At 70.6% G+C, this 10202-nt stretch carries 9 protein-coding genes; 3 read left to right on the top strand and 6 right to left on the bottom strand.

The window, feature by feature from the left end; translation table 11 throughout:
- Both ACWGDB_RS10250 and ACWGDB_RS10245 read left to right on the top strand, forming a co-directional pair.
- Positions 1–1066: tetratricopeptide repeat protein (locus ACWGDB_RS10250; protein WP_453822029.1), on the top strand; the 1066-nt coding region annotated here is incomplete at its 5' end.
- Between the two features lie 494 nt (positions 1067–1560).
- Complete coding sequence (locus ACWGDB_RS10245; protein WP_453822028.1) at positions 1561–3042, top strand: alpha/beta hydrolase; 1482 nt, start codon at positions 1561–1563, stop codon at positions 3040–3042.
- A gap of 1 nt (position 3043) precedes the next feature.
- Here the strand turns inward: ACWGDB_RS10245 and ACWGDB_RS10240 are convergent, their stop codons facing one another.
- Both ACWGDB_RS10240 and ACWGDB_RS10235 read right to left on the bottom strand, forming a co-directional pair.
- Positions 3044–3478, bottom strand: a complete 435-nt coding sequence (locus ACWGDB_RS10240; RefSeq protein WP_453822027.1) for a VOC family protein — start codon at positions 3476–3478, stop codon at positions 3044–3046.
- Positions 3479–3490: 12 nt separating this feature from the next.
- Complete coding sequence (locus tag ACWGDB_RS10235) at positions 3491–4651, bottom strand: abortive phage infection protein (RefSeq protein WP_453822026.1); 1161 nt, start codon at positions 4649–4651, stop codon at positions 3491–3493.
- Between the two features lie 153 nt (positions 4652–4804).
- Here ACWGDB_RS10235 and bla point away from each other — a divergent pair, with 153 nt between their 5' ends.
- Positions 4805–5686: a class A beta-lactamase gene (bla, locus tag ACWGDB_RS10230; RefSeq protein WP_453822025.1), complete on the top strand. Its 882-nt coding sequence runs from the start codon at positions 4805–4807 to the stop codon at positions 5684–5686.
- Between the two features lie 63 nt (positions 5687–5749).
- Here the strand turns inward: bla and ACWGDB_RS10225 are convergent, their stop codons facing one another.
- From ACWGDB_RS10225 to ACWGDB_RS10210, 4 genes are all read right to left on the bottom strand, one after another.
- Positions 5750–6175: a helix-turn-helix transcriptional regulator gene (locus ACWGDB_RS10225; RefSeq protein WP_453822175.1), complete on the bottom strand. Its 426-nt coding sequence runs from the start codon at positions 6173–6175 to the stop codon at positions 5750–5752.
- Between the two features lie 123 nt (positions 6176–6298).
- A complete protein-coding gene (locus tag ACWGDB_RS10220; RefSeq protein WP_453822024.1) occupies positions 6299–8662 on the bottom strand; it encodes an ATP-binding cassette domain-containing protein in 2364 nt (787 codons plus the stop codon).
- A gap of 76 nt (positions 8663–8738) precedes the next feature.
- Positions 8739–9149 (bottom strand): VOC family protein, encoded by a 411-nt coding sequence (locus ACWGDB_RS10215; RefSeq protein ID WP_328427750.1) that lies wholly within the window; start codon positions 9147–9149, stop codon positions 8739–8741.
- 114 nt (positions 9150–9263) lie between these two features.
- Entirely contained in the window at positions 9264–10052 is a 789-nt protein-coding gene (locus ACWGDB_RS10210; protein ID WP_453822023.1) for a FadR/GntR family transcriptional regulator, read from the bottom strand.
- Between the last annotated feature and the right edge of the window lie 150 nt (positions 10053–10202).

The following is a 10202-nucleotide window of genomic DNA, read 5'->3' as shown; positions in this document are numbered from 1 at the left end:
CCCCAATACTCTGGCCACCCGGCACAGTCTTGCCTATTGGCGGGGGGAGACGGGAGACGCAGCGGGCGCCGCAGCCGCCTTTGAAGAACTGCTGCCCGACCGGGTACGAGTGCAGGGACCAGACCATCCCGACACGCTCACCGTCCGGCACAATCTCGCCTATTGGCGGGGGAAGGCGGGAGACGCGACGGGTGCCGCAGCCGCCTTTGAAGAACTGCTGCCCGACCGGGTACGAGTGCTGGGACCGGACCACCCCAATACTCTGGCCACCCGGCACGAGCTCGCCTATTGGCGGGGGGAGGCGGAAGATGCGGCGGGTGCCGCAGCCGCCTTGGAGGAACTGCTGCCCGACCAGATACGGGTTCAGGGCCCGGACCACCCCAGCACTCTGGCCACCCGGCACGAGCTCGCCCGCTGGTGCGGGGAAGCCGGAGACGCGGCCGCCGCAGTAGCCGCCTTTGAGGAACTGCTGCCCGACCGGGTACGAGTGCTGGGACCAGACCATCCCGACACGCTCACCGTCCGGCACAATCTCGCCCATTGGCGGGGGGAGGCGGGAGACGCAGCGGGCGCCGCAGCCGCCTTTGAAGAACTGCTGCCCGACCGGGTACGAGTGCTGGGACCAGACCATCCCGACACGCTCACCGTCCGGCACAATCTCGCCTATTGGCGGGGGAAGGCGGGAGACGCGACGGGTGCCGCAGCCGCCTTCAAGGAACTGCTGGCCGACCGCGTGCGAGTGCTGGGACCAGACCACCCCAGTACTCTGACCATCCGGCACGAGCTTGCCCACTGGTGCGGGGAAGCCGGAGACGCGGCCGCCGCAGTAGCTATTTTGGAGGAACTGCTGCGCGACCGGGTGCGAGTGCAGGGCCCGGACCACCGCGGCACCCTGGCCACCCGGCATAATCTTGCCCGCTGGTGGGGACAAGCCGGAGACGCGGCCGCCGCAGCAAGCGCCCTGGAAGCTCTGCTGGCCGACGTCGAGCGAGTATTGGGGTTCCATCACCCTGACACCATCATCACCTGGAATAGTTTGCTCTATTGGCGGGGACAGACAGAGTGAGCTTTCGCCCATGAGCCGGCTGCCTTGCCCGCTAGCAGCAGTTTTGGCGTGCCTGCCGCCCGGAGGGGGGAGCGAGCCGCCCTGAACCAGTAGTGAAAGTTGCAACGAAGCCTGCTGCGGACTCTGTGTGCTAGCCGTGACTCCACGGTGCGCGCCCAGGTTGTGCGCGTATGCGTGGCGGACGTGACTTGTGGTGCTCGGGGTGGCTGCGGAGGTCTGTCATGCCCCGATCGATCTGGTCCGGAGCTATCTCGTTCGGCCTGGTCACGGTCCCGGTCAAACGTGGTCAGCGCCAGCACCCGCCCCGCTTCGGCGTTCGGTCCGGCAACAACGGTTCTGTCCGTGCCCACTGCGCGTCAGCCAACGGCACAACCAGACCAACGATCCGATGATCGGAAAGAATCGCCGTAGCGGACGTATGGGGGTAATCCCCAGGGAAGATCCGGGAGTTGCCCGGATGTGACGCTCCGTGAAGGTCCGTCAGGCTGCTGAGCATGAAGCAGATCACGAAGAGCGCCGCCCTGATCGCAGCCGCCTCCGGAGTCGTCTTCGGGCTCGTCACCCCGCTGACCGCGAACGCCACCGGCTCGCCCACGCCGCTGAAGTGGACCAAGTGCGAGGGCGAGGGGCTCGATCCGCGCCAGCAGTGCGCGACCCTCGCCGTCCCGATGGACTACGCCGACCCCGGCGGGCCGAAGATCGACATCGCCGTCTCCCGCATCCGGAGCGAGAACCCGGCCGCCCGCCGGGGCGCGCTGCTGATGATCCCCGGCGGGCCGGGCGGGGACAGCCTCGGCCACCCCTCGGACGTGGGGCAGCGGATGCCGCAGAAGGTGCGGGACGCCTACGACCTGATCGGGTTCGCACCGCGCGGCAACGCGCCCTCCACACCGGTCAGCTGTGACGTCGACAACGCCGACCTGGCCGTGGACAAGCGGCTGCCCTGGCCCGCCACCGACGGCTCCGTCACCGAGAACCTGGCGATGGGCCGGCGCCTGGGAGACGCCTGCGCCCGTAACGGCGGCGAGCTGATCAAGCACATCAGCACGCTCAACAACGCCCGGGACGTCGACCGCATCCGGGCCGCTCTCGGCGAGCGCAAGCTGTCCGCCTGGGGCGTCTCCTACGGCACCTACATCGGCGCCGCCTTCACCGAGCTGTTCCCGCAGCGCACCGACCGGATCGTGCTGGACAGCAGCGACAACCCCGACCCCGTGGCGGCGGAGCGCGCCTGGCTCCGGGCGTTCGAGGTGGGCGTCGAGGACAACTTCCCCGAGTTCGCCAAGTGGGCGTCCCGGCCCGGCAATCCGGACCGTGTCGCCGACACCCCGGCCCGGGTGCGCTCGCGCTTCCTCGCCCTCGCCGCCCGCCTGGACCGCGAGCCGCTCCCCTGGCCCGGCGCCAACCCGGCGGAGCTGAGCGGCAACGTGCTGCGCGCGACCATGCTGAACAGCCTCTACGACCCCGACGACTACCCGGTCCTGGCGAAGCTGATGCTGGCCGCGGAGAAGGGCACGCTGCCGCCGGCGCCGCCGAGCCCGCCACAGACGGCGCTGCAGAACTACATGGCGGTCGGCGCCGGGACGATCTGCAACGACGCCGCGTGGCCCAGGTCGGCAGCCGTGTACGAGAAGGGCGTCGCCGAGAGCCGGGCGAAGTACCCGCTCACCGCGGGCATGCCGCGCAACGCCCTGCCGTGCACCGCGTGGCCGTGGCAGCCGCGTGAGGCGCCGCTGCGGGTGACGGACCGCGGGCCGTCGAACGTCCTGATGATCCAGAACGAACGGGACGTGGCCACACCGCTGAGCGGTGCCCTGAAGCTGCGGGAGGCCTACGGCCGGCGGGCCGTCATGGTGGTCAACGACTCCACCGGCCATGACGCCTACCTGAACAACGGCAACGCGTGCGGCGACGCCGCCGTCTCCCGCTTCCTGGCGACCGGCGAGCGGCCGGCCCGGGACACGTACTGCGAGTAGGTCAGCGTTCGGTCAGGGGTGCCGGGGACTCCTGTACCGCCCAGCCGTTGCCGTCCGGGTCCTGGAAGAAGAGGAAGGAGGTCCAGCTCTCCTCGCCCCGGCCCTCCGCCCAGCCGGACGCGCCCACATGCGTCACCGGGCTCACGTCGATCCCGCGCTCCACCAGCTCCGCCCTCGCCGCCTCGATGTCCGTGACGCACAGCTGAAGCCCCTGGAGGGAACCGGGCGCCATCCGGGACCGGCCCGGCGCGCCCGGCGTGCCGGACTCCAGCACGATGGAGCAGCGGGAACCGGGCGGGGTGAGCTGGACGAAGCGGGCGCCGTTGTAGAACGGCGCGTCGATGTCGACGCGGAAACCGCACCTGTCCTTGTAGAAGCTCTTGGCCCGGTCCAGGTCGGTGACCGGCACACCGATCAGCTCAAGGGTCCAGTCCATGCACGCACCTCCTCAGCCATGGTCACCCCGGCGGCCGGTCCCCGCCCGCCGGCCGTACTGGCGGGCCAGCGCGTGGAACGCCTCCTTCGGTTCCCAGTGCCAGCCCGAGGACGGGTCGTCGGGGCGGTCCTTGATGGCCTTGGTGATGCCGTAGCTCGCCAGGTCGAGGTCGTAGCGCGGGTTGTCGGCGCGGTGCGGTGCGTCCGCGGTGACGAACTCGAAGGCCATCGCCGCGTACAGCCCCATCGACTCGAAGACCTCCAGCAGATCGACCAGGTAGGCGGCCTGGGTGCGCTCGCTGCGCACCAGGTCGCCCTTGATCTCGTTGGGCTCCTTCGTGTAGTCGACGATGTCCCAGCCCATGCCGCCCGCCTCGGGCGCCCCGACGTACGCGCACGTGCCGAACTCGGTGATGGCCAGGGGCTTGCCCCAGCGCAGATGGCGGCGCAACTCCCGGACGTAGTCGGCCGGTTGGGTGAAGAACGAGTAGTAGTCGATGCCGACGACGTCGAAGAGGTTCCAGTCGACCGGTTCGAACTCCTCGTCCTGCGCGGCGGCATAGCTGAGCCGGCCGTGGAAGACGGAGCGGCCGACGGCGGCGGCCTTCGCGGTGAAGCGGGCCAGGCGGCGCTGCATCCTCGCCATGTCGACATTGCCCTTTTGGAGGTTGTCGACGCGCTCCAGGACCGTCGCGCCGGGGACGATCCCCGGCACGAACAGCCAGAACTCGCAGCCCACACTGAAGTCGACGCTCGCGCCCTGCCGGCGCAGCCGCTCCGCGAACCGGCCGCACTCGGCGATCGAGTCCAGGATCTCCCGCTCCGGCACATCGCCGAGAGTCGGCTGGAGCCAGACGTGCAGCCCGCGCTCGGCGGCCTCGGCGGCCGTGGCGGTGAGGCGCTCGACGCCGTCGCCGGTGACGTCGATGGTGTCGGCGTGCAGGTCGTCGCGGATCGCCCGGACGTCCCTGCGCATCCGGGCGGCGCTCCACGCGGTGCCGGGTGTCTCGCCGGCGCCGACGGTGTAGACGACGCCCCGGTGCTTCAGCCCCCGGTGCCCGTGCCCTCGCCCGGTCGCCGCGGCCCGCCCGGCGGGCAGTGCTGCTCCCGCCAGTCCGACGGCCGCCGCCCCCGCCAGAAACCGTGCCCTGCTGATCCCCTTGGTGTTCTCCATACGGCCACTGTGGCGAGCGCGGGCCGGGCGCGCCGTCGGCCGATGGTCTACGGCGCCGCAACCAAGGGATGACGGGCGGCGTCGATCAATGAAGAGATCGTCGACGACCCACGAGCGAAGGAGAGCAAGATCCGAGTCTCCGCCAAGTCCCCGATGACCCGACGCACCCTCCTCACGGCCGGCACCACCGCCACCGCGGCAGCCCTCCTCCCGAGCACCCCGGCCCACGCCACCGGCGGCACCGACGTGACCGGCCGCCTGCGCGCGCTGGAGCGGCAACACGGCGCCCGCCTGGGCGTGTTCGGGCACAACGTGGCCACCAGGCGGACCGTCCGGCACCGCGCCGACGAGCTCTTCCCGATGTGCTCGGTGTTCAAGACCCTGTCGTCCGCGGCCGTCGTGCGCGACCTCGACCGCGACGGCGAGTTCCTGCGCCACCGCATCCACTACACGGAGGCCGACCTGCCGAAGGAGGGCTCCGACAAAACCAGGGAGAACCTCGCCACGGGGATGACGGTCGCCGAACTGTGCGAGGTCGCCATCACCTACAGCGACAACGGCGCCGCCAACCTCCTGCTGCGCGAACTGGGCGGCCCCACCGCCGTCACCCGCTTCGCCCGCTCCCTCGGCGACCCGGTGACGCGCCTCGACCGCTGGGAGCCGGAGCTGAACTCGGCCGAGCCGTGGCGGGTCACGGACACCACGAGCCCGCGCGCGATCGGCCGCACCTACGCCCGTCTGGTCCTCGGCGACGACGCCCTGAACCGCGCCGACCGCGAGCTCCTCACGCACTGGCTGCTGAGCAACACGACCAGCGGCAAACGCTTCCGCGCGGGCCTGCCCCCGACCTGGACGATCGCCGACAAGACGGGTTCGGGTTCCTACGGCACCACCAACAACGTCGGCCTCGCCTGGACCCCCGAGGGCACCCCCCTCGTCCTCGCCGTCCTGTCCACGAAGCCCGACCGGGACGCGGAGTGGGACGACGCCCTGGTCGCCGAGTCGGCCAGGCTGCTGGCTCAGGCGCTCACCTGAGTCGTCGCACTGGTGCGGGTGACAAGCCGGGGGCGCCGTCCCGGGGACGGCGCCCCCGGGACGTCACGATGCCTGCGGCTGCGCCGAGCTGCCGACCGGCGCCTTGCCGGCGACCGCCGCCGCCCGGCCGAACGGCACTTCCCGGTTCCGCAGCGGCCTGGTCACCTGTTTCGCCACGCACGACGGAATCCCCGCCGTAGCGTCCGCCGCCTGCCGCCGGTAGGCGCTGGGCGTCATGCCGACCAGCTCCGTGAAGCGCGTGCTGAAGGTGCCCAGCGACGAGCAGCCGACCTCGAAGCAGACCTCGGTGACACTGAGGTCGCCGCGGCGCAGCAGCGCCATCGCGCGCTCGATCCGCCGCGTCATCAGGTAGCCGTACGGCGACTCGCCATAGGCGAGCTTGAATTCTCGGCTGAGGTGCCCGGCCGACATGTGCACGCCGCGCGCGAGCGCCTCGACGTCCAGCGGCTGGGCGTACTCCCGGTCCATCCGGTCACGGACCCGGCGCAGCAGCGCGAGGTTCCGCAGCCGCTGTTCCTCGGACGTCGAGTTGGATCGCACACCCACATTCTCGCGGGCCAGGTCCCGGCCCGTCCAGAAGCACATCGCGGGTCAGCCGCCGACGTAGGCCGCGAGGTGCTCGCCCGTGAGGGTGGAGCCGTCGGCGACGAGGTCGGCGGGGGTGCCCTCGAAGACGATCCGGCCACCGTCGTGACCGGCGCCGGGGCCGAGGTCGATGATCCAGTCGGCGTGGGCCATGACGGCCTGGTGGTGCTCGATCACGATGACGGACTTGCCGGAGTCGACGAGCCGGTCGAGCAGGCCGAGGAGCTGCTGGACGTCGGCGAGGTGGAGGCCGGTGGTCGGCTCGTCGAGGACGTAGACGCCGCCCTTGTCCCCCATGTGCGTGGCCAGCTTCAGCCGCTGCCGCTCACCGCCGGACAGCGTGGTCAGCGGCTGGCCGAGGGTGAGGTAGCCGAGGCCGACGTCCGCCATCCGCTCGACGATCTTGTGCGCGGCGGGGATCCGCGCCTCGCCCGCGCGGAAGAACTCCTCGGCGTCGGTCACCGACATCGCCAGCACCTCACTGATGTCGCGGCCGCCGAGGTGGTACTCCAGCACCGAGGCGTCGAACCGCTTGCCCTCGCAGTCCTCGCAGGTGGTGGCGACGCTCTGCATGATCGCCAGGTCGGTGTAGATGACACCGGCGCCGTTGCAGGTGGGGCAGGCGCCCTCGGAGTTGGCGCTGAACAGGGCCGGCTTCACACCGTTGGCCTTGGCGAAGGCCTTGCGGATCGGGTCGGCCACTCCGGTGTACGTCGCCGGGTTGCTGCGCCTGGAGCCGCGGATCGGGGTCTGGTCGACCGACACCACGCCCTCGTCGGAGGGGATCGAGCCGTGCACGAGAGAGCTCTTGCCGGAGCCGGCGACGCCGGTGACGACGGTCAGCACGCCGAGCGGGATGTCGACGTCGACGTCCTGGAGGTTGTTCGCGCCGGCGCCGCGGATCGGGAGCGTGCCGGTGGGCTTGCGGACCGTGTCCTTCAGGGTGGCCCGGTCGTCGAGATGCCGCCCGGTGACGGTGTCGCTCTTGCGCAGCCCCTCCAGCGTGCCCTCGAAGCACACGGTGCCGCCCGCCGTACCGGCGCCGGGGCCGAGGTCGACGACGTGGTCGGCGATGGCGATGGTCTCCGGCTTGTGCTCGACGACCAGCACGGTGTTGCCCTTGTCCCGCAGGCGCAGGAGCAGGTTGTTCATGCGCTGGATGTCGTGCGGGTGCAGGCCGATCGTCGGCTCGTCGAAGACGTACGTGACGTCGGTGAGCGAGGAGCCGAGGTGACGGATCATCTTGGTGCGCTGCGCCTCGCCGCCGGAGAGGGTGCCGGAGGCGCGGTCGAGCGAGAGGTAGCCGAGGCCGATCTCCACGAACGAGTCCAGGGTGTGCCGGAGCTTGGCGAGCAACGGCGCCACCGACGGCTCCTTGAGCCCGCGGGCCCATTCGGCCAGGTCACGGATCTCCATGGCACAGGCGTCGGCGATGTTGATCTTGCCGATCTTCGAGGAGCGGGCCAGCTCGCTGAGGCGGGTGCCGTCGCAGTCGGGGCACCGGGCGAAGGTGACCGCCCGGTCCACGAAGGCCCGGATGTGCGGCTGCATCGACTCGCGGTCCTTGGACAGGAAGGTCTTCTGGAGCTTCGGGATCAGTCCTTCATAGGTGAGGTTGACCCCGTTGATCTTGACCTTGGTCGGCTCGCGGTAGAGGAAGTCGTGCCGCTCCTTCTTGGTGTACTTCCGGATCGGCTTCTCCTTGTCGAAGAACCCCGACTCGGCGATGACCCGGACCACCCAGCCGTCCCCGGTGTAGGTGGGGATGGTGAACGGGTCCTCGGAGAGCGACTTCGAGTCGTCGAACAGCTGCGTGAGGTCGATGTCGGAGACCGTGCCCCGGCCCTCGCAGTGCGTGCACATGCCGCCCGTGCGGCTGAAGCTGACCTTCTCGGTCTTCGTCTTGTCGGCACCCCGGTCGATCGTGAACCCGCCGCTCGCGGAGACCGAGGCGACGTTGAAGGAGTACGCGGCGGGCGGGCCGATGTGCGGCTTGCCGAGCCGGCTGAAGAGGATGCGCAGCATCGCGTTGGCGTCGGTGGCGGTGCCGACGGTGGAGCGGGGGTCGGAGCCCATGCGCTGCTGGTCGACGGTGATCGCGGTGGTCAGCCCGTCGAGGACGTCGACCTCGGGCCTCGCGTTGTTGGGCATGAAGCCCTGCAGGAACGCGCTGTAGGTCTCGTTGATCAGCCGCTGCGACTCGGCGGCGATCGTGTCGAACACCAGCGAGCTCTTGCCCGAGCCGGAGACACCGGTGAACACCGTCAGGCGGCGCTTCGGAATCTCGATGCTGACGTCCTTGAGGTTGTTCTCGCGCGCGCCGTGCACGCGGATCAGGTCGTGGCTGTCGGCAACGTGCGGCTCGGTCATCGTGAAGTCTCCATCTGCAACTCGGTCGGGAACGCGGCCGGCAACGGCGGGGGTGGTGGCGGGGCCGGGCTGGGTCTCAGCCCCGCTCCTGGATACGGATCAGGTTGCCCGCCGGGTCGCGGAACGCGCAGTCGCGGATGCCGTACGGCTGGTCGGTCGGCTCCTGGACGACCTCGGCGCCGCTGGCCTGCACCTTCTCGAAAGTGTCGTCGACGTTCGAGGTGGCGAGCAGGATCCAGCCGTAGGTGCCTTTGGCCATCATCTCGGCGATGACACGGCGCTCGTCCTCGGTGATGCCGGGGTCGGCGGTGGGGGGCGCGAGGAGGATGGACGTACCGGGCTGGCCGGCGGGGCCGACCGTGATCCAGCGCATCTTGTCCTGACCGACATCGGTACGGACCTCGAAACCGAGCGCGTCGCGGTAGAAGGCGAGGGAGGCCTCGGGGTCGTCGTGCGGGAGAAAACTGGCGTGAATGCTGATGTCCATGGCGGTCACGCTAGCGGCGCGCAGGTGCGGGCGCTTCTCGATTCCTGACCGGTCAGGATGATTCTCAGCGCACCCGGCAAATCCAGCCCGTCCGGCGTTTGAGGACGAGGCCGTTCAGGCCGTAGGGGGGTCTGGGGGCGCAGCCCCCAGGGACGGCAAGGGCAGGGGCGGCGGGGGCGGGAAAAGCCCCTGCCCCGCCCGCGCCGCGATCCCCCGGAAATGCACCGCCATCGCCCGCTGCGCCCCCTCCACATCACGGGCCCGCAGCGCCGTCACGATGTCCCGGTGCCGGCCGGCCGTGACGTCGGGTGAGGGGTCGTCGGTGTGGCCGCGGGCGCCGGACACCCGCCGGAAGACCGTCCAGAACGCGGCAAGCAGCTGCGGCACCAGGTCATTGCCGAGCGACGCGTACAACAGCTCGTGGAACTCGCGGTCCAGGTCGGGAAAGGCGCGCCCCGCCCGCCCGGCCACCTCCATCCGCGCCACGACCGCCTCCAGCCGGTCCAGCTCGGCCTCCGTCACCGTCGCCGCCACCCGCCGGATCAGCCCCTCCTCCAGCACCTCCCGCACCTGAAGGATCTCCGCCAGCGCCCCCGGGTCGTCGTGGTCGTGCCGGGCGAGCGTGCGAAACGTCAGACCGTCGATCAGCGGAGTGAGCGAGGCCTGGCCGACATACGTCCCGTAGCCGTGCCGGATCTCCACGATGTCGAGGGCCTGGAGCGCCTTGAGCGCCTCACGGACGGAGTTGCGGCTGACGCCGAGGTCCTCCATCAGCTCGGCCTCCGTGGGCAGCAGCGCGCCCGCCTGGAGCCTGCGGTCGATGATCAGCTGCATGACCTGCCGCTGGATCCGGCTGTTCCTGGACTCCTCGGACGTACGGCTGTTCCTGGGCTGCCCGGGCATGCGGCGCATCGTACGCGCACCCGGACGTCCCACGTCCCATGTCTGCCCGAACCGCCTCTGACGGGGGGTCAACTCGCGCCATTTCACAGCGCCATTGGTCCGACCTGTGGCAGATGCGCCATTCGTGTGAGATCCCTTGACCGCCCCCAG

The organism is Streptomyces sp. NPDC055013, from assembly GCF_053608645.1.
This window is presented reverse-complemented; position numbering and strand designations above follow the sequence as displayed.

Coding starts and splice junctions, on each gene's coding strand:
- ACWGDB_RS10215 (WP_328427750.1), bottom strand. CDS start 9,149: ATGGACATCAGCATTCACGCCAGTTTTCTCCCGCACGACGACCCCGAG.
- ACWGDB_RS10220 (WP_453822024.1), bottom strand. CDS start 8,662: ATGACCGAGCCGCACGTTGCCGACAGCCACGACCTGATCCGCGTGCAC.
- bla (WP_453822025.1), top strand. CDS start 4,805: ATGACCCGACGCACCCTCCTCACGGCCGGCACCACCGCCACCGCGGCA.
- ACWGDB_RS10210 (WP_453822023.1), bottom strand. CDS start 10,052: ATGCCCGGGCAGCCCAGGAACAGCCGTACGTCCGAGGAGTCCAGGAAC.
- ACWGDB_RS10225 (WP_453822175.1), bottom strand. CDS start 6,175: ATGGACCGGGAGTACGCCCAGCCGCTGGACGTCGAGGCGCTCGCGCGC.
- ACWGDB_RS10235 (WP_453822026.1), bottom strand. CDS start 4,651: ATGGAGAACACCAAGGGGATCAGCAGGGCACGGTTTCTGGCGGGGGCG.
- ACWGDB_RS10245 (WP_453822028.1), top strand. CDS start 1,561: ATGAAGCAGATCACGAAGAGCGCCGCCCTGATCGCAGCCGCCTCCGGA.
- ACWGDB_RS10240 (WP_453822027.1), bottom strand. CDS start 3,478: ATGGACTGGACCCTTGAGCTGATCGGTGTGCCGGTCACCGACCTGGAC.